Genomic DNA, 19,126 nt, shown 5'->3' with positions numbered 1-19,126 from the left:
CCAACGTTTCGCCACGAGCAGAACAGTGCGAAGCGGCGTATATTGGTAAGCGAAGATCGCACACGAGATGCATTGAGAAGGAGCTCCAGCAATGAAATCCACCCTGATAAAAACCGCCCTGGCAGGCCTCCTGGCACTGGCTGCCGGCGCCGCCTCGGCGGGCGTGACCGTCACCTACATCGAGTCCGACAAATTCGCCGACCTGCCATTTGCCCCATGGGAGCGCAAGCAGGTGCTGGAAGAACTGAGCACGTATTTCACCAAACTTGGCGAGAAACTGCCGGCGGGGCAGGACTTGACGATCGAAGTCACGGACATCGACCTGGCCGGGCGCGAGTACCCGAATTTCAACAGCGGTCGCGACCTGCGCATCCTGAAAGGCACGGCCGACTGGCCAATCATCAACCTGCGCTATTCGCTGACGCAAAACGGGCAGGTGCTCAAGGGTGGCGATGCGCGCCTGGCCGACATGAACTACATGCAGCGCATTGGCCGATTCAGTGACAGCGAGAGCCTGCGCGCCGAAAAGCGCATGATCGATGAATGGTTCGATGAAACGATCATCGGCAAGAAGCGCGGCGGTTGAGTGTTTGCTGGCTGCAAAGAACAACGGCGCCCCTCGGGGCGCCGTTTTGTTGTGGGCTAGTCGACCCGGTTGACCCGCGCGAACCTGGCACGAAAGTCGTCGGGCATCGGGCATACCCGGCCCGCTGTGTAATTGAAAAACACAAAGCCGGTCTTGGCCATGGCAATCAGCTTCTCATCGCGCGGGCGCGTGATCCGGTAAATCAGGTCGCCGCCGTACTTGTTGAAGTCCATGACGCCCACGTCGAACAGCAGCTCGTCGCGGCGGTACGCTTCGGCGCAGTAGATGGTGGCCAGGTCGGTGACGATGATGCCGTTGCCATCGAGGCCGGTTTCCGGCACGCCGAACTCGAACAGAAAGCGCGACCTGGCCTCGGAGACCATCGCGATCATCGATTCATTGCCGACGTGGTTGGCCGCATTGATGTCGGTGGCGCGCACCGTGAGCAGCGTGGAAAAGTAGAATTGGTCGTCGGGAAAGTCGAGTTGTAGACGTGGCATGTGTTGATCCTGGTTGGACTAACGTACCAGGGCAGGCGCGCGGGTACGTGTTTTTGCAACGACGCCGGCCGGATCGATCAGCACGACAAATTCGGCAAACTGGCCGCCACCCGCCGGCGACTGGTAGACCCAGGCCTCGAAGCCGCTGTCGAAGCGTACGTTTTTCGTCGGCCCGAATGCTGCCAGCAATTGCGCCTTGGTGGTCTGGCCGGCGACCACGGTCTGTTGCAGCCGCTCGGCCGCGACTTGCGCGCCGGGTGGCGCGGCATTCTGCGTGGCGCAACCGGCCAGCAGCGCAGCGCACAGGATCAGAGGCGCCCTCATGGCGTCCCCCCGGCTGGCGGATCGACCATGTACGTGAATTCGACGAGCGTATCGTCCGGCCAGCTGGCATCCCACAACGGCACGTAATAGGTGCGGTCGAGCAGCACCTGGCAATCGCAGAACGGCAGCATGTCGGGCGTCTGGTCGCCGCCCGCGTACAGCATCGAAAACGGCAGCGTTTCACTGCGTTCGCCCGCACGCAGCGTGACCGCGAAGATCGGGCGCTCGGCGAAGAACAGGTAATTGCCATCCGGGCTCGTACAGACGCCTTCAGGCGAGTCGAGCGCATCCGAGATCCAGCCGAACAGCGGCGAGCTGTTGGAGACGAGACCAGCTTCCTTGCCCACGCGGCATTCCAGGCGCAGGTCACCCAGGCGGCGCATGCCGGCCGGGACGCCCGGCGTTTCGATGCGCGCGCGCCAGGTCATGCTGGCGGTCTTGCGACTGGCGAGCACGGCAGCGTCTTCCTGCAAGGCTTGCGCGTTGCGCGGCAGGACAAAGAAATTGTGTTCATCGACGGGGACGGGCACCGATACGGTATCGCCCGCCACGCGCAGCGTGATGCCGCGCATGTCGACGTTCGGCAGGCGCGGCAACAACTGGAAGCGCAGGGAGGCGTTCGGCGCAAAGGCGCGCTCGCGCTCAAAGCGTTCCATGCCGCGGATCATCTTGCGATACGACTTGTCTACCGGGTCGCGGGTGGACTTGACGGTGACGGTGCTCTGGCCGGCGGCATGCGCCGGCAGGCTTGCGGCCGCAGCCATGAACAGGCCGCTCATGGCCAGTCCGGCAACGACACGGACAATGGGCGGCCGCATCAAACGATTACCAATACCGCACGCGGCCGGTATCCATGTGGACAAACTGCGAGCTGGCGTAATAGCCGACGCCGCCGCCCTGGAGCGACATGGCCGCCTTTTGCAGGTTGCGCAGATCGGTGCCCGGCAGGCGGATGTCGATGGCCTTGCCTTCCATGTGCAGGCTGCGCTTGGCGACGCCGCCGCTGCCATGGCCACGCAGGAACGCATTCGATTCCGGCGCGCGGTAGCCCGAAATGATGTGCAATTCCTTGTTGTTGCCGAGCTTGCCATTGAGCTGGCCGAGCAGCAGCAGCAGTTCGGGATCGATGTCGGCAATCTTGTTGGTACGGTGGTCGCGCAGCACCTTGTTGATGTCGCCCAGCGCATCAGGGATGAACTCGCCTTGCTCCCAGAACGTGCTCGTCAGCTTTTCACCCGTGTGCGTATTGTAAAAACGCAGACAGCAATCGCCGGTGGCAATCGATGAATTTTTGGCAAGGGTGGGAAGGCTGAGGGAGGATGCTGCGAGGAGGAGACCGCTTTTGAGGATGGTACGTCGTTGAATCATTGAAGGGAGTCCTTGCGCTGGTTCAGTGAGCAATCGATGATACGCCATTTGCCGCAATCGTGCAGACAATGTGCAGAAAATCGCGACATTTCAGCTACGATGTCAAGTATTTAACTGTTTTTGGGAGATTTGCGTATGCCGAGTACCGACACAGAATTCATGCGCAAACAACGGGTGCTGGGTGCCATGCTGGCAGTCGCACTGGCCCAGCTGGCGGGCGCTGCGCTGGCACAGGAAATCATACCTGTCGACAAGCCGCCACTGGCCAAAGGCTGGCAACTCGACACCGTCGCCACTGGCGTTCCGCAGGGCTGGGGCATGGCCTGGCTGCCCGATGGCCGCATGCTCGTCACGGGCAAGGGCGGCACGCTGCATATGCTCAATGGCAAGACGTTCCGGCAGGTGAAGATGGACCCGCTGCCGAACCTGTTCGTGGGCGGGCAGGGCGGCCTGCTCGACATCGCGGTCCACCCCGGTGACAAGACCAATCCCCGCATCTACATGACGATCGCCAGCGGCACCGACGCCAGGAACCGCACGGCGCTGGTGATGGGCACGTTCGATGGCAAGCGCGTCACCGGCATCAGGACGCTGTTCTCCGTCAGGCAAGCCAAGAGCGGCGGCCAGCACTTCGGCTCGCGCATCCTGTTCTTGCCCGATACCACGCTGCTGATGAGCATCGGCGATGGCGGCAATACGCCGCAGCGGGTGGGCAATATGCTCGCGCGCGACCAGGCGCAGAACCTGGCCACGCACCAGGGCAAGATCCTGCACCTGACCGACGCCGGCAAGCCGGTCGGCACCGGCGCGGCCGAAGCGCAGCCGAACCGCCTGGCAGAAATCCACAGCCACGGCCACCGCAACGTGCAGGGGCTGGCGCTTGACCCGAAAACCGGCCGTGTCTGGGCCAGCGAACACGGTTCGCGCGGCGGCGACGAGATCAACCTGATCGAGGCCGGCAACAACTACGGCTGGCCTCTGCAGAGCTACACACTCGATTACACGACGCGCGAGCCGATCGGCAAGAAGGTCGTGCCGGGCACGGTGCAACCGATCGTCGTCTGGACCCCGTCGCCCGCGCCATCGGGCCTGGCGTTCTACACCGGCAAGGCGTTCCCGCAGTGGCAGGGCAGCCTGTTCAGCGGCAGCCTGGCCGGTAAGGACGTGCGCCGCGTGCAGCTTGACGCCGCCGGCAAGGTCACGGCGCAAGAACTGATCCCCGTTGGCCAGCGCGTGCGCGACGTGCGCCAGGGCCCGGATGGCCAGTTGTACGTGCTGACCGATGAAGCCAGGGGCACGCTGCTGCGCATCGTGCCGAAGTAAGATCATGCACCATGTGTGGCGCACGATGCGCTGCGCATGGTTTGTCGTTCGGCGAGACATGCATACGCTGTTTTGTTTGTTGACTAACTGAAACGTGCCTAGAATGGTTCTTTCCCGACCCATTCAGGAGGCGCAGCATGGCAGTTCTCGTTCGTCGCACCACTTACCTCGCGGCAGCGCTTGCGCTGATGTTCGGCGTGCCCACAGTGCAGGCTGCACCGAAGGCCGCGCCCGTCGCCCCCGCCAGCACGCCCGACATTCCGATCCCGGACATCAAGTACACCAAGTTCACGCTGAAGAACGGCTTGACCGTGCTCGTGCACGAAGACCGCAAGACGCCGGTGGTGGCCGTGAATACCTGGTACCACGTCGGCTCGAAGAACGAGCAGCGGGGCAAGACTGGCTTTGCGCACCTGTTCGAACATCTGATGTTCAGCGGCAGCGACAACTTCAAGAAGACCTATCTGAATGCGATGGAGCAGGTCGGCGCCACTGACCTGAACGGCACCACCAGCCAGGACCGCACGAATTATTTCCAGAACGTGCCGACCTCGATGCTCGACTATGCGCTGTTCGCCGAGAGCGACCGCATGGGTTACCTGCTGGGCACGGTCGACAAGACCAAACTCGACATCCAGCGCGGGGTCGTGCAGAACGAAAAGCGCCAGGGCGAGAACCAGCCCTACGGCATCGCCTACGAGCTGCTGGTGGAAAACACCTATCCGGTCGGCCACCCGTATTCCTGGACCGTGATCGGCAAGATGGCCGACCTCGATGCGGCCTCGATGACCGATGTGCAGGACTGGTTCAAGCAGAACTACGGCCCGAACAACACGGTGCTGGTGCTGTCGGGCGATATCTCGCCGGAAGAAGCGCGCAAGAAGGTCGAGCAATACTACGGCGCGATTCCACCGGGCCCGCCATTGGCCAAGCACGATGCCTGGATCGCCAAGCGCACCGGCACGCACCGCACGCTGGCGCAGGACCGCGTGCCGCAGACGCGCATCTACCGTACCTGGAACGTACCGGGCGCGAACACGCCCGAAGAAGCGCTGCTCGACCTGGGCGCGCGCGTGCTGGGCGGCGGCAAGACGTCGCGCCTGTACAAGCGCCTGGTCTACAAGGATCAACTGGCCACCAGCGCGACCGCAAGCGACGATGCGTCGGAAATCGGCGGCCAGTTCGACCTGACGCTGACGGCCCGTCCCGGCGCCGACGTGAAAAAGATGGAACAGGCGGCCGACGAGGAATTGCGCGCGCTGATGAAGAGCGGCCCGACGGACGCCGAGCTGCGCCTGGCCAAGACCACGATCCTGGCGCAGTACACGCGCATGATCGAGCGCGTTGGTGGCTTCGGTGGCAAGAGCGACCTCCTGGCCTCGTGCCAGACCTTTACCGGCAACCCGGACTGCTACAAGGTCTATCTGCAGCGCATCAAGGACGCCACGCCGGCGACGGTGAAAAAAGCGATGAACGACTGGCTCAGCGACGGCGACTACGTGCTGCAGATCGATCCGTTCCCGACCGGCCTGGCCGCTACCGATACGGGGCTCGATCGCAGCAAGGAACCGGTCGCCGGCAAGGCGATGTCCCTCAAATTGCCGCCGGTGCAGCGCATCACGCTGTCCAACGGCCTGAAGGTCGTGCTGGCCGAGCGCCATGAAGCGCCGGTCGTCAACCTGCAGATGATGGTCGACAGCGGTTATTCGGCCGACAGCGCCGCCTTGCCGGGCGTGGCCAGCCTCACGCTGCGCATGCTCGAAGAAGGCACGGCCACGCGCAAGTCGCTCGAGATCGGTGAAGAACTCGAACGCCTGGGCGCGACCTTTGGCGCCAGCATCAATCTCGATGGTGCCTTTGTCGGCATGAATTCGCTCAAGGCGACGCTGCCGCAGGCGCTCGGCCTGTATGCCGACCTGGTGCGCAATCCGGCGTTCCCGCAGAACGAATTTGCGCGCCTGCAGAAAGACCGCCTGGCCGCGATCGCACGCGAGAAGGTCGATCCGCAGGGTATCGCGCTGCGCGTCGTGCCGGCCCTGATGTACGGCCAGGGCCACGTGTATGCGCGCACTGCCAACGGCACCGAGGACGCCGTGGGCCGCATGACCCGCACCGACCTGGCCAATTACCACGCAACCTGGTTCAAGCCGAACAACGCGACGCTGCTGGTCGTGGGCGACACGACGCTGGCCGAGATCACGCCGCTGCTCGAGAAAGCGTTCGGCGGCTGGAAGGGCGGCGAAGTGCCGAAGAAGGTGATCGCCACCGTGCCCGCGCCAAGCAAGCCGCTCGTGTACCTGATCGACCGGCCGGGCGCGCTGCAAAGCGTGATCGTCGGCGCGCAACTGGCGCCGCCGCGTAACAGCCCCGAGTCGCTGCCGCTGGAAATCGTCAACGACGTGTTCGGCGGCACATTCAGCTCGCGCATCAACATGAACCTGCGTGAAGACAAGCACTGGTCGTATGGCGTACGCAGCCTGGTGCAGCCGGCCGTCGGCCAGCGCACGTTCATGAGCATTTCGCCGGTGCAGACAGACAAGACCGGTGATGCGCTCAAGGAACTGGTGCGCGAATACAAGGGCGTGGCGGGTGAGCGCCAGATCACACGCGCCGAGCTGAAATTCGCGCAGGACAACCGCACGCTGCGCCTGCCGGGCAGCTTCGAGACGGCTGGCCAGCTGGGTGGCGCCTACACGACCATCGTGCAATACGGTCTGCCGGACGACTACTACAACACCTACACCGAGAAGGCGCTGGCGCTCACGCCCGAGCAGGCCAACACGCTGGCCGCGCGCAGCTTCCTGACCGATCGCCTGGTGTGGGTCGTGGTGGGGGACATGAGCAAGGTCGAGAAGGACGTGCGCGCGCTGAACCTGGGCGAGGTGCGCCGCATCGATGCGGATGGCAAGCCCNCGTTGAAACATCAGCGCTGGTGTCAGCTGTTGCGCCGGATATCGGCCGTGATCTCGTACGCATGCAGGCGGGCTGCGTGGTCGTAGATCTGCGACGTGATCATCATCTCGTCCGGCTTGGCCTTGTCGATGAACGCGTGCAGCTGGGCTGCCACGGTGTCGCGCGAGCCGATCGCCGAGCAGGCGAGTACGCTGTCGAGCATCATGCGCTCGGGCGTGTCCAGCGCTTCCAGGTAGCCACTGACCGGTGGCTTGAGTTTGCCCGGATTGCCCGTGCGCAGCGCGACAAACGCCTGCTGCATCGACGTGGCCAGCAGATGCGCTTCTTCGTCGGTGTCAGCCGCGAACACATTGAATCCGAGCATGACGTACGGCTCGGCCAACTGCGCCGATGGACGGAAGTTGCTGCGGTACATGTCGATTGCCTGCATCATCATCTGCGGCGCGAAGTGCGACGCAAACGCATACGGCAGGCCGAGGTGCGCCGCCAGTTGCGCGCCGAACAGACTCGAACCGAGAATCCACAATGGTACGTCCAGGCCTGCGCCCGGCACGGCCAGCACCTGCCGGCGGCTTGAACCGGCAAAGTAATCCATCAGTTCCACGACGTCCTGCGGGAACTCGTCGGCGTCCGACGCCAGGTTGCGGCGCAGCGCGCGCGCCGTGGTATGGTCAGAACCAGGCGCGCGGCCCAGGCCCAGGTCGATCCGGCCCGGATGAAGCGACGCGAGCGTGCCGAATTGTTCGGCGATCACGAGCGGTGAATGATTCGGCAGCATGATGCCGCCGGCGCCCACGCGGATCGTGGACGTGCCGGCTGCCACATGGGCGATCAGTACCGCAGTCGCGGCGCTCGCAATGCCCGGCATGCCGTGGTGTTCGGCGAGCCAGTAACGGTTGTAACCCCAGCGTTCGCCATGCTGGGCGAGGTCGAGGGAGCTTTTGAAGGAAGTTGCCGCATCGCTGCCTTGAACGATCGGCGAGAGGTCGAGTATCGATAAAGGGATCATGGAACAATGATACGCCGATGCGAAAAAACGCGTGCAACGGTGCCCAAAACGGCACTGGCCGCTTGTCAAGCTATCATGTCGTCATGAGCGCCCAAAATAGCTTTAACCGGCATCATCTGGCCGCAATTGATGCTGCCATCGACGCTGCCGTAGCAGCCCGGTCGCTGCCCGGCGCGGTGTACCGGCTCGAACGGGGCGCAGCCCATGCAGTGCGCGCGTATGGCCGTCTGGATTTCGGGCCGGATGCCGCGCCCGTCGCCGGCGACACCGTGTTCGACGTTGCATCGCTGACAAAGGTGCTGGTCACGGCGGCGGCAATCCTGCTGCTGCACGAAGCCGGCCAGATCGACCTCGACGCCCCGTTGCTGCGCTACCTTCCCGAGTGCGCGGGCGGCGGCAAGGATGCGATCACGGTGCGTCAATTGCTCACGCACACGTCTGGCTTGCGGGCCGGCCTGCCAGCAAGTCCGGCGTGGCAGGGCAGGGAAGCAGCGCTGCTGCTGGCTTCGCTCGAACGCGTGACGCATCTGCCGGGCAGTGTATTTCGCTATTCCGACATCAACTACATCCTGCTTGGCGCGGTGATCGAACGCGTGGCCGGCGTGCCGTTGGACGCGTTTGCCTGGCAGCGCATCTTTGCGCCGCTGCGCATGTGGGACACCGGCTATCGGCCGCTGGCGCGCTGTGACGGGCGGACAATCGCACCCACCCAGCGTGGCGCGGTGGATGTCGAGGCAAGCATGTCCAGCGCGCAGCGCGATCTGGCCCCCGGCGCCGTGCTGCAAGGCCATGTTCACGATCCGACAGTACGCAGGATGGGTGGCGTGGCAGGCTCGGCCGGTGTGTTCTCGACCGCGCGGGATGTCGCGCGCTTTGCCCGCATGCTGCTTGCCGGCGGGGAGCTCGATGGCGTGCGTGTGCTGCACGCCGACAGCGTGCGCCTGCTGAGCACTGCGCAGTCGCCACCGGGTATCGCGGCACTGCGCGGCATGGGGATGGACATCGATTCGCCGTTCGCGCGTCGGCCGCGCGGCAGGCATTACCAGATCGGCAGCTACGGCCACACGGGATATACCGGCTGCATTTTATGGATCGATCCGCAGTCGCGCAGCTTCTATGTGTTCCTGTCCAACCGGGTGTATCCGGACGACCGCAACAGCATCCTGCCACTCTACGACGAGCTCGGGACACTGTCAGCCTTGGCAGCATTGTCAGCTCAGCAATAAAAAAAATGGCTGCATTTGGCGGCAAATTACGCGCTGTTGGGCGACGATTTAATATTTCCGAGCGGTATTGTGCGCGCCCATATTGACGGTGCCCGTACACTCAATTCATGACTTGACGCAATCATGTGTCGGGCACGCGATACAAAACAATTGAGGAGAACACCATGAACAAGCTACTCAAAGGAATGATCGGCGCATCGCTGACGGTTGCCATGCTGGGTGCTACTGCAGTCCATGCACAGACGGGCACCACCGCCGGCGCAACTGGCCGCACTGGTACGGCAACTGGCACGATGGGCACGGGCATGGCAGGCACCTCGGGCCAGGTCGGTAGCCAGACCGGCAGCAGCATGCAGGATTCGACGGGCCGCTCATCGATGAGCGCCACCGGCACCAGCAGCATGACGCCGCAGAACGATCGCCGCAGCAGCACCAGCCCGATGACGGGCACCACCGGTTCGGCGGGCGTTGTTGACAGCCGCGCAGGCACCGTCGGCGCCACGGGCCGTACCGGCACCAGCGGCACCACGGGCGTGACCGGCAGCACGAGCGGCGCAATGGGTAACAGTGGCATGACCGGCGTGACCGGCAGCGCTACCGGTACCACTGGCACCACGGGCGTGACGGGCAGCACCAGCGGCGCGACTGGCACTACCGGCATGACCGGTACGATGGGCAACGGTACGACCGGCGTGACCGGCGTGACTGGCAGCACCAGCGGTGCAGCAGGCACCGGTACCACGGGCGCCACCGGTACTGGCACCGGCACCACCGGCACGGGCACGGGTACCACCGGCACCACCGGCCGCGGTTATTGATAGCACCAGCAATGCGTCAGCACTAAGGGTGGCTTAGCCGCCGCCAGCACAACACCGGCCTCGCGCCGGTGTTGTCGCTTCATCTGTGGTATCCGCGCCGCATCGGTTGTCAATATTATGGCGTGGGTGATCTTCCACGGATGTTGTGGCGTACCATTCATAATTATTGCCACACGGAACTAATTATGATGCACCCCGACGCGCCGCAGGAGATGCTGGCTCCCAGCGCCATGAAGCTCTCCGAGCTGATTGGCGCGCTGAGCTATGCGCTCGACATTACCGAAGGCCAGCCCGCTGGCCATTGCGTGCGCTGCTGCTGGATCGGAATGCATATCGGCCGCGTTGCCGGCCTGAATGACGACCAGTTGTGGGAGCTGTATTACACGCTGCTGCTCAAGGACCTTGGCTGCAGCAGCAATGCCGCCCGCATCTGCGAGCTGTACCTGACGGACGACCTCGACTTCAAGCGCAGTTTCAAGACGGTGGGCGACAGCCTGCCGCAGGTGCTCGGTTTCGTGCTCAAACACACCGGCCTGAAAGCCGGCCTGGCCGAGCGGTTCCGCAGCGTGATGACCATCCTGCGTGACGGCCCCGAGATCGCCCAGGGCCTGATCGCCACCCGTTGCCAGCGCGGCGCCGACATTGCGCGCCTGCTGCGCTTCCCGGAAGGCGTGGCCGAAGGTATCTATTCGCTCGACGAACACGTCAATGGCAAGGGCAAGCCGGCCCAGCTCGCGGGCGACGCGATCCCCGTGTATGCGCGCATTGCGCTGCTGGCGCAAGTGATCGACGTATTCCACACCGATGGCGGGCGCGAGGCCGCGCTGCACGAAGCGACCGCGCGCGCCGGCAGCTGGTTCGATCCGCAGCTGGTTGCGGCGTTCGGGCAGGTCGCGCTGGAGGATGCCTTCTGGCGCAAGCTGGCCGCACCGGACCTGGACCGCGCCGTGTTCGCACTGGAGCCGGCTGGCCACGAAGTCGCGCTCGACGAAGACTACCTCGACGATATCGCCACCGCCTTCGGCCAGGTGGTCGATGCCAAGAGCCCGTATACGAGCGGCCACAGTGCACGCGTGGCGCTGTACACCGACATGATCGGCGAGGCGCTCGGGCTGTCGGCGCAGCGCCGCCGCTGGCTCAAGCGCGGCGCGCTGCTGCACGACGTCGGCAAGCTGGGCGTGAGCAACAGCGTGCTCGACAAAGCTGGCTCGCTCGACCGCGACGAATGGACCGCCGTGCGCCAGCACGCCGAATATACCGAAACGATCCTGGGCCGCATCGCGGCGTTTGCCGAACTGGCGTCAATTGCCGGCGCCCACCACGAGCGCCTCGACGGCAACGGCTACCCGCGCGGCCTGCATGCCGACGACATCCGGCTCGAAACACGCATCATCACCACCGCCGACATCTTCGATGCCATCACCGCCGAGCGCCCATACCGCGGCGCGATCCCGATCCCGCAGGCGCTCGAGATGATGGAAAAGACCGTGGGGACCGCGCTCGACCCGGCCTGCTTCGATGCGCTCAAGCGCGGGTTGGCGCTGGTGCCGTTCCCGGCGCCCTGAATCTGCCGCCAGGTTCCGCCTGCCACAGTCACATGTCAGTGTGATGAATTCCTCTTCCGGATAGCAAGATTTGACAAACACGGCATCCCGGATGCCACCACAATGCGCTCACTGAGAGCCTGTCCGGATTGCTTGGGACAGGCTCCAATACCCGATAGCCAACCTGGTTTTTTGGAGCGCACATGAATGAGTTGAAGGCACGGCAGTATCAGCGGACCGCGATCGCAGCGGCAGTGACAATCCTGGCGATGAGCGGGGCAGGCGCGCAGGAAGCGCCGGTGCTGGCGCCGCAGACCGTGGTGGTGACGGGCGTGCGTGCTGCGCTCGAACAGTCGCTGCGCCAGAAGCGCGACAGCGATGCCGTCGTCGAGGTGGTCACTGCCGAAGACATCGGCAAGATGCCCGATAAAAACGTGGCCGATGCCATCCAGCGCCTGCCCGGCGTGAACACGCAATCGTCCGCCGGCGGCGAAGGCGGCTTCGGCGAAAACGACCGCGTCAGCCTGCGCGGCACCAGCCCGAGCCTGCAGCAGACGCTGTTCAACGGCCACGCGATCAGCACCGGCGACTGGTTCGTGCTGAACCAGATCGGCGGCAATGTCGGCCGCTCGAGCAGCTTCTCGTTGCTGCCGTCCGAGCTGGTCGGCTCGATCGTCGTCCAGAAAAGCCCGACGGCCGATCTGGTCGAAGGCGGCGTTTCCGGCGCCATCAACGTCATCACGCGCCGCCCGCTCGACTTCCGTCAGCAGCTCACCGTCGAAGGCTCGGTGCAGGCCAACTACAACGACTTGTCGGGTGAGACCAAGCCGCATCTGTCGGGCCTCGTGAACTGGAAGAACGCCGCCAACACGGCCGGCATCCTGATCCAGGGATTCTCCGAGAAATCCTCCGTGCGGCGCGATGGCCAGGAAATCCTCGGCTACACCCCGATCAGCGCGACCAGCGCGGCGGCGCTTGCCAACCCGGCGCTGGCCGGCGTGGTCGTGCCGACCTTCATCGGCGCCGCGCTGTTCGAGCAGGAGAAGAAGCGCGAAGGCGGCGCGTTCGACATCGAGGTGCGCCCGAACCGCGACCTGACGCTGGATTTCAACGGCTTCTATTCGAAGCTCGAAGCACCGCACCAGAACACCAACTGGCTGGCCGCGCCGGCCAACTCGATCAACAGCCTGAACCTGATTCCCATCAATCCCGTCGTGCGCAACAACACGCTGGTGGCGGCCGAATTCACGCGCAATGCGGGCGAGGTCGACAACATCTACCGTCCGGATGCGGGCGGCGAATCGTGGTATCTGGACTTCAACGGCAAATGGCGCGTCAACGAGCGCTTCTCGCTCTCGGGTAAGCTCGGCAAGACCCACGGCGTGGGCTGGGACCGCGACGACGTCTACTACCAGAACAATGTCGACGGCGGCATGGTGTACGGCTTGAACGGGCTTTCGCCGGCATCGGTCAGCTACCCCGGCGGCAACACGGTGTCACCCGGCTCGACCGCCTGGGCCGGCGGCGGTGAATCACAGTCGGTGGACAAGGAACAGTACGCGCAGCTCGACGGCGAGCTGCGCCTGGACAATCCGACCTTCCAGGCCGTGCGCTTTGGCGCGCGCTGGACCGATCACCAGCGCACCGCCGAGCATCCGCTGGAAACCCGTCCCGGCCCGCTGGGTTTCAGCAATCCGGGCCCGGCCTGGAACGGCCAGCTGTACCCGAGCGACTTCGCCAGTGACCTGGGCGGCAATCTCGCATCGAACTACTTTAAATATGACGGCGCGGCGCTGGGCGCCTGGGGCGCGATCCCCGGCAACCGTCTGCTCGACTACGTGCTGCGCCATAACTGGATGAACGAATTCGAAGTGGGCGAGAAAACGGCCGCGCTGTACGGCATGGTCGACTTCGGCGGCGACGGCTGGAGCGGCAACGTCGGCCTGCGCGCTGTCGAGACGCGCCAGAACACGATCGTCAATCTGCCGGGCGGTCCGGCGCCGATCACCGGTTCGGCCTTCGGCGCCTACACGCCGACGACGTTCAAGCGCACCTACCGCGACTACCTGCCAAGCGCCAACCTGAAGTACAACGTAACGCCCGATCTGGTACTGCGCACGGCGCTGGCCAAGACCATCGCGCGCCCTGACTACAGCGCGCTGGGTGGCTCGGTGTCGCTGAACGACGACGCGCTGAGCGGCAACGGCGGCAACGTCAATCTGGAACCGGTGCGCTCGACCAACTTCGACATCGGCGCCGAGTGGTATTACGCGCCAAAGGCGCTGCTGTCGGCGGGCCTGTTCTACATGGACCTGCGCTCGATCGTGGCGCAGGGCACGTCGACCGGTACCTATTACAACAACAAGCGCAGCACGCTGACCGAGTACCAGATCACGTCGCCGTACAACACGAGCGGGCGCAATCGCGGCGTGGAGCTGAGCTGGCAGCAGCCGGTGGCGCGTGACTTCGGCTTCCTGGTCAACTACACGTTCGCCGATGGTGAGCTCGACGATGGCGGTGAACTCATCAACTCGTCGCGCAATACCTACAACGTGACCGGCTACTTCGAGAACGAACGCTTCTCGGCGCGCCTGGCCTACAACTGGCGCTCGAAGTACAAGGCCGGCGTGGACCGCGGCGCGAGCCAGCACGTGGACGACATGCCGTCGCTGGCCGGCTCGATCAACGTCAAGCTGAGCGAACGCTTCACGCTCACGTTCGACGCGCTCAATCTCACCAACGAGACCATCAAGATGTACGCCGAAAACGAGGACCGGCCACGCGCCTTCTACTCGAACGGCCGTACCTTCTACCTCGGCCTGCGCGGCAAGCTGTAATCAGCCCAGGGGCGGCGTTGGCCGCCCCGCATCCAAATGGACACCCATGACGGACCGATCCGATGGCGGCCCGGCGATCCACATCGCCTGGGAATGCCTGAGCAATTTCATACGCGACGATGCGTTCAGCGCGCGTCTCGTGCTGCGCAACGATGGCTGCGATCCCATCGCGCCCGGCTGGACGCTGTGCTTCAACACCTGTCGCAAGATCCTGGCCGAGACGGTCAGTGCCGGTTACACCATCGCGCACGTCAATGGCGACCTGTTCGCACTGTCGATGCCGGGGGGCGACGCCTGGTTGCCGGGGCAAACGCACACGCTCGACTACGAGGCGCTGCACTGGGCCATCAGCATCACCGATGCGCCACTGGGCTTTTACCTGCTGCCAGGACAATGCGGCGCGGCTGTCGATCTGGGCGACCCGGTCATCGCGCCGTTCGTGCGCCCCGAGCAGCGGCACCGCAAATGGGGTGACACGGTGCCCACCGCCGATGCGGCCTGGCGCTTTGCGCAGAACGCGGCGCTGTCGACTCTGCCCGAGGCCGAGGTCGGGCGCATCACACCGCGTCCACGCTCGGCGCACTTTACTGGCGGCCAGTACCGTGTGGGGCGCGACGCGGCGATCGTGCAAGGGGCAGGGCTGAACAATGAAGTGCGGTTCCTGCGCGCGCTGCTGGCCGACCTGCCGCCGGGCGAGGGCGTGGTGACGCTCGCCATCGGGCCGGTCGCTGAACCCGGGCCCGAAGCGTACTCGCTCGAGATCGATGCGCAGCGCGTGGCGCTCACGGGCGCCAGCGCGCACGGCGTATTCAACGGCCTGCAAAGCCTGGCGCAGCTGGTGTCGCCCGATGGCGCGCTGCCGCTGGGCGCGGTGCAGGATGCGCCGCGCTACGCTTATCGGGGCATGATGCTCGACGTTGCCCGCCACTTTTCCAGTGTCGACACCGTGCTGCGCCTGCTCGACTGCATGGCCGCCTATAAACTCAACCGCTTTCATTTTCACCTGACCGACGATGAGGGCTGGCGCCTGGAGATTGCCGCCTTGCCGGAACTGACCGCCATCGGCGCGCAGCGTGGCGTTGGCGCTTGTTTGCCACCGTCGTTCGGCTCCGGCGCCGCCGTCGATGCATCCAGCGGCAGCGGCTTTTATACGGCAGAGGAGTTCATCACGATCCTGCGCCATGCCAAAGCGCGCCACATCGACGTCATCCCCGAATTCAATCTGCCCGGCCACGCGCGCGCGGCCGTCGAAGCGATGCGCGTGCGCCATGCGCGCCTGATGGCGGCGGGCGACCTCGCCGGCGCCGACGAGTTTTTGCTGAGCGACCCGGCCGACATGTCGGCCTATGAATCGGTGCAGCTGTGGCACGACAACGTGATGTGCATCGCGCTGCCGTCGGTCGATCGCTTCATCGACACCGTCGTTGCTGAGGTGGCGGCGCTGTACCGGGAAGCAGAGGTGCCGCTGACCGTCCTGCACACGGGCGGCGACGAAGTCCCTGGCGGCGCCTGGGTCGGTTCGCCTGTCTGTCAGGCCAGCATGCGCGCCCATGGGTGGACGGATGTGCGCGAGTTGCGCGACGACTTCCAGGCGCGCTGCCGCGCGATCCTGGCGCGTCACGGCATTGCGTTTGCCGGATGGGAAGAAACAGCGCTGACACCGCGCGCCGATGGCGTGCTGGCGCCCGACCGGCGCCAGGCCGGGCGCGACTTTCATGTCTATGTCTGGAACAACGGCGGCTTGCCGCACGAACGCGATTGCGCTACCGAACTGGCCGCTGCCGGTTTCGACGTCGTGCTGGCCAATGCCACCAGCCTGTATTTCGATTTCGCGCACGCCAAGCATCCGCTGGAACCAGGCTACTACTGGGCCGGTTTCGTCGGCACGCGCGATGCGTTCGATCTGGCACCGAGCGCCGGCGTCACCGGCCTGCAAGGCCAGCTCTGGGGCGAGAACGTGTGCTCGCGCGCGCGGCTCGAGTATCTCGCCATGCCACGCCTGCTCGGCCTGGCCGAACGCGCGTGGTCGCCACCGGACACGAATCCGGACTGGAATGAATTTGCCAACCGGCTTGGCCGGCGCGAGCTGCCACGCCTGGACCGGCAAGGCTGGCATTACCGCCTGCCGCCGCCGGGCGCCCGCGTGGAGAACGGCATGCTGCAGGCGAATACCGCCTTTCCCGGTCTGGGCCTGCATTACACTGTCGATGGCCGCGACCCTGACGCGGGCAGTGCCCGTTACGTTCATCCGGTGCCCCTGCACGGCGCAGGCATCGTGAAACTGGCCAGCATCGACACGCACGGTCGTGTGAGCCGCATCGTCACCCTACATCTGGAATCGCCATGAACGAGACGCTGGTCGCTGCCCCGGTCCACCATGCGCCACGGCGCCATCCGCTGTCGTGGGTGCCCACGCTGTACCTGGCGCAGGGCTTGCCGTTCTATGCAGTGGCGCTGGTCGCCGGCCAGATGCTCAAGAGCATGGGCGTTCCGAACGACCAGATCGCGCGCTGGACGGGCCTGCTTGGCCTGGCCTGGGCCTTCAAGGCGCTCTGGAGTCCGTTCCTGGAACTGGCCCCGAGCCGGCGCATGGCCGTCGTCACCTGCCAGATCTTCGGCGGCGCCTGCCTGGCAATGGTTGCGCTGGCCCTGCAACTGCCGATGTGGTTTGCCCTGTGCCTGGCGCTGCTGGCGATCGTGTCGCTGGCCTCGAGCACCCATGACATCGTCGCCGACGGCATCTATATCAGCAGCCTGACGGCGCGCGAGCAGGCGGCGTATGCCGGCTGGCAGGGCGCCTTCTTCAACGCCGCCAAGTTCCTCTCGCTCGGCGGGCTCCTGATCCTGGCGGGCGAACTCGAAGAGCGCTTCGGCATTGCTGCTGCCTGGACTGTCGTGTTCCTGCTGCTCGGCGGCCTGATGGTGACGCTGGGCCTGTACCACTGGCACGCGCTGCCCGCCACGCCCAAGCTCGCGGGGCGGATCCGTCATGCGCGCGACGTCAAGGCCACGCTGGTCGACGTGTTCAAGACGTTCTTTGCCAAGCGCGGCATCTGGATGGCGATCCTGTTCATCATCCTGTTTCGCGCCGGGGAAGGGCAGATCCAGTCGATCGGCCCGCTGTTCCTGCGCGACGCGCGCGAGGCCGGTGGCCTGGGCTTGACCACCGGCCAGGTGGGTTGGGTGTATGGCACGGTCGGCACGGCGGCCTTTTTGATCGGCAGCATTGCTGGCGGCTACTTCACGGCCTGGCTGGGCCTCAAGCGCGCATTGCCGCTCTTGATCCTGGCGATGAACCTGCCCAATGCCGTGTTCTGGTACCTGAGCGACGCGCAACCCGTCTCGATGCCGCTGATTGTCAGTGCGCTGGGGCTCGAGATGTTCGGCTATGGCTTCGGCTTTGTCGGCGTGATCCTGTTCATCATGCAGGTGGTCGCCAGCGGCCCGTACCAGGCGGCGCACTACGCGCTGGGCACCGGCTTCATGCAACTGGGGTTTGTGCTGTTTCGCACGATCAGCGGCGACATCCAGCAGGCGCTGGGTTATCGGGATTTCTTTCTGTGGGTGCTGGTGGCGGCGCTGCCGGTGCTGGTGCTGAGCCGCTTCATGCGCATCGAGGCGCCTGACAACGCGGTGGAGAACAACTAGCGCCGTTTGACCGGCAGGGCCAGCCAGCCCTGCCACCCGCCATCGTCGGTGCGCGCGACCTTCTGGACATGGGGCCGCGTCGCATCGAGTCGCCACACGCTCTGGTGTTCGAGCCAGTCTTCGTACATGGCCCGAAAGCGCGGCCACTCGCCGTGAAATTCGAGAATCGCCACCATCCCGGCCGGCAGCACGCGCAGCCCCAGGCCCGGGTCGGCCAGCACGCCGGCGTCAAAGCCGAAGTCGTAGCAGTATTCGCGCTCGCCCGTAAACCCCGGATCTTCGTCGAACACGCCGTACCACGGCGCCCCGCGTGGGATGCCGGCGCTTTCCTGTGCGCAGATGAAGGCATTGCAGGCCAGCGACAGCGCCGCGCCGGATTGGCCGAAGAAGCGCTGGTAGCGCAGCTGCAGGGCCGGCAACTGGCGCAGCGTGACGCGCGCGGCAACGCTGCCCGGTACGGGCGCGCAGTAAGGGGTGTTCAGCGCGGTGAGTTCGCCCGGCTCGGCGACAAAGAAACTGACATCGCTTTCGCGCCCGACCTGGGCATCCATGTAGATGCGCCAGCCGCCGTCGCGCCAGGATTTGGCCGGCATGCCGAACTGCTGGCGGAAGGCCTTGGCGAACGCTGCATTGGACGGAAAGCCGCAATCCTGCGCGATGCGCCCGACCGGTACGTCCGGCTCGTGGCGCAGCAGGTGCGCGGCGCGGCGCAGGCGCCGCTTGCGCTGGTACTCCACCGCTGAAAACCCGGTCAGCTCACGGAAGATGCGGTCGAAGTGGTAGCTCGAATAACTGGCTGACGCGGCCAGGCTGCCCAGGGCCAGCGGATCGCCGACCGAGTCGAGCATCAGGTCCATGACTTCGTACAGGCGCGACAGACGCGACACCGGTACCCGCGGCGCCACGCAGGGAGCGGCAGGTGGCATGCGGTGGGCGAGGGCGGCGTGGGTCAGTGGCATATCGAAGATCGTCATGACAGCGTTACTGAATTATGCGACCAAACCCGCTGCCGTGGCGAACTATGTGTAGC

General features: G+C 65.1%; 15 protein-coding genes. 9 read left to right on the top strand and 6 right to left on the bottom strand.

Annotated elements, in window-relative coordinates:
• Window positions 1–91: 91 nt before the first annotated feature.
• Window positions 92–586 (top strand): DUF3016 domain-containing protein, encoded by a 495-nt coding sequence (locus tag IFU00_20125; protein MBD8544588.1) that lies wholly within the window; start codon window positions 92–94, stop codon window positions 584–586.
• Between the two features lie 56 nt (window positions 587–642).
• Here the strand turns inward: IFU00_20125 and IFU00_20120 are convergent, their stop codons facing one another.
• The 4 genes from IFU00_20120 to IFU00_20105 are packed head-to-tail and all read right to left on the bottom strand — an operon-like array spanning window position 643 to window position 2,778.
• Window positions 643–1,086, bottom strand: coding sequence for a thioesterase family protein (locus IFU00_20120; protein ID MBD8544587.1), 444 nt, complete (start codon window positions 1,084–1,086; stop codon window positions 643–645).
• 18 nt (window positions 1,087–1,104) lie between these two features.
• Window positions 1,105–1,410, bottom strand: coding sequence for a hypothetical protein (locus IFU00_20115; GenBank protein ID MBD8544586.1), 306 nt, complete (start codon window positions 1,408–1,410; stop codon window positions 1,105–1,107).
• Window positions 1,407–2,228, bottom strand: a complete 822-nt coding sequence (locus IFU00_20110) for a hypothetical protein (GenBank protein MBD8544585.1) — start codon at window positions 2,226–2,228, stop codon at window positions 1,407–1,409. Before IFU00_20110 ends, IFU00_20115 begins: the two co-directional genes overlap by 4 nt.
• Before the next feature lie 7 nt (window positions 2,229–2,235).
• On the bottom strand, window positions 2,236–2,778 hold the full coding sequence (locus IFU00_20105; protein MBD8544584.1) for a DUF882 domain-containing protein: 543 nt from the start codon (window positions 2,776–2,778) through the stop codon (window positions 2,236–2,238).
• A 135-nt stretch (window positions 2,779–2,913) separates the two neighbouring features.
• Here IFU00_20105 and IFU00_20100 point away from each other — a divergent pair, with 135 nt between their 5' ends.
• The gene (locus tag IFU00_20100) at window positions 2,914–4,101 is read left to right on the top strand and encodes a PQQ-dependent sugar dehydrogenase (GenBank protein MBD8544583.1); all 1,188 of its coding nucleotides are present in this window, start codon (window positions 2,914–2,916) and stop codon (window positions 4,099–4,101) included.
• A 137-nt stretch (window positions 4,102–4,238) separates the two neighbouring features.
• Window positions 4,239–7,013: insulinase family protein (locus IFU00_20095; protein ID MBD8544582.1), on the top strand; the 2,775-nt coding region annotated here is incomplete at its 3' end.
• Window positions 7,014–7,036: 23 nt separating this feature from the next.
• On the opposite strand, the gene IFU00_20090 is transcribed toward IFU00_20095, so the two are convergent.
• On the bottom strand, window positions 7,037–8,023 hold the full coding sequence (locus tag IFU00_20090; GenBank protein MBD8544581.1) for an LLM class flavin-dependent oxidoreductase: 987 nt from the start codon (window positions 8,021–8,023) through the stop codon (window positions 7,037–7,039).
• Window positions 8,024–8,106: 83 nt separating this feature from the next.
• Between IFU00_20090 and IFU00_20085 the strand changes: the two genes are divergently transcribed.
• From IFU00_20085 to IFU00_20060, 6 genes are all read left to right on the top strand, one after another.
• Window positions 8,107–9,249, top strand: a complete 1,143-nt coding sequence (locus IFU00_20085) for a beta-lactamase family protein (protein MBD8544580.1) — start codon at window positions 8,107–8,109, stop codon at window positions 9,247–9,249.
• 164 nt (window positions 9,250–9,413) lie between these two features.
• On the top strand, window positions 9,414–10,067 hold the full coding sequence (locus IFU00_20080) for a hypothetical protein (GenBank protein MBD8544579.1): 654 nt from the start codon (window positions 9,414–9,416) through the stop codon (window positions 10,065–10,067).
• 212 nt (window positions 10,068–10,279) lie between these two features.
• Window positions 10,280–11,632, top strand: a complete 1,353-nt coding sequence (locus IFU00_20075; protein MBD8544578.1) for an HD domain-containing protein — start codon at window positions 10,280–10,282, stop codon at window positions 11,630–11,632.
• A gap of 182 nt (window positions 11,633–11,814) precedes the next feature.
• Window positions 11,815–14,448 carry a TonB-dependent receptor gene (locus tag IFU00_20070; GenBank protein ID MBD8544577.1) on the top strand — a complete coding sequence of 878 codons (2,634 nt, stop codon included), beginning with the start codon at window positions 11,815–11,817 and terminating at the stop codon, window positions 14,446–14,448.
• A 46-nt stretch (window positions 14,449–14,494) separates the two neighbouring features.
• Complete coding sequence (locus IFU00_20065; protein MBD8544576.1) at window positions 14,495–16,795, top strand: carbohydate-binding domain-containing protein; 2,301 nt, start codon at window positions 14,495–14,497, stop codon at window positions 16,793–16,795.
• Window positions 16,792–18,096 carry an MFS transporter gene (locus IFU00_20060; GenBank protein ID MBD8544575.1) on the top strand — a complete coding sequence of 435 codons (1,305 nt, stop codon included), beginning with the start codon at window positions 16,792–16,794 and terminating at the stop codon, window positions 18,094–18,096. The genes IFU00_20065 and IFU00_20060 overlap by 4 nt, the downstream gene beginning before the upstream one ends.
• On the opposite strand, the gene IFU00_20055 is transcribed toward IFU00_20060, so the two are convergent.
• A complete protein-coding gene (locus tag IFU00_20055) occupies window positions 18,093–19,022 on the bottom strand; it encodes a helix-turn-helix domain-containing protein (GenBank protein ID MBD8544574.1) in 930 nt (309 codons plus the stop codon). The genes IFU00_20060 and IFU00_20055 overlap by 4 nt on opposite strands.
• Window positions 19,023–19,126: the final 104 nt, after the last annotated feature.

It is taken from the genome of Oxalobacteraceae sp. CFBP 8761 (genome assembly GCA_014841595.1).
In the GTDB taxonomy this organism is placed as follows: Bacteria; Pseudomonadota; Gammaproteobacteria; order Burkholderiales; family Burkholderiaceae_D; genus Telluria.
This window is presented reverse-complemented; position numbering and strand designations above follow the sequence as displayed.